This window comes from Marinimicrobium sp. UBA4209, from assembly GCF_002381585.1.
GTDB classification, from domain to species: Bacteria; Pseudomonadota; Gammaproteobacteria; order Pseudomonadales; family Cellvibrionaceae; genus Marinimicrobium; species Marinimicrobium koreense.
Genome location: NZ_DFTP01000032.1, coordinates 1 through 494 on the forward strand (window position 1 = coordinate 1; position 494 = coordinate 494).

The 494-nt window shown below is 60.7% G+C and carries 2 protein-coding genes; both read left to right on the plus strand.

Annotated features, from left to right (window positions below; translation table 11 throughout):
* Positions 1-138 (plus strand): 30S ribosomal protein S21 (rpsU, locus tag B3187_RS04835; RefSeq protein ID WP_286804868.1); only part of this gene is annotated, 138 nt, incomplete at its 5' end.
* An 89-nt stretch (positions 139-227) separates the two neighbouring features.
* The coding region (locus tag B3187_RS04840) for a GatB/YqeY domain-containing protein (RefSeq protein WP_286804857.1) at positions 228-494 on the plus strand (267 nt) is incomplete at its 3' end.

Genomic DNA, 494 nt, shown 5'->3' on the forward strand with positions numbered 1-494 from the left:
GGCATTCTGGCCGAAGTTCGCAGCCGCGAAGCCTACGAGAAGCCCACAGCTGTCCGTAAGCGCAAGGCCGCTGCCGCTGTTAAGCGTCACGCCAAAAAAGTTCAGCGCGAAAACCGCAAGTTCCAGCGCCTGTACTAAGGCCGGAACCCGGCCTGGGCGCTTCGCGCCGGGCCCGCGCTGAATGGCACAAGCCAAGCGCTGAAGACAAGACAAACAGGAATACGCTGATGCCCCGTTCAGAATTGCAAACGCGCATCAACGACGCCCTGAAAACCGCCATGCGGGCCAGAGAAAAGGCCCGCGTGGCGGTTTTGCGTCTGGTGACCGCGGAATTCAAACGCATCGAGGTCGATGAGCGCATCGAACTCGACGACGCCCGTGTGCTGGCCATTCTGGACAAGATGGTCAAGCAGCGCCGGGACTCCGAACAGCAATACCGGGATGCCGGTCGCGCCGAACTGGCCGATCAGGAGCGCCTGGAAATTGATGTGATT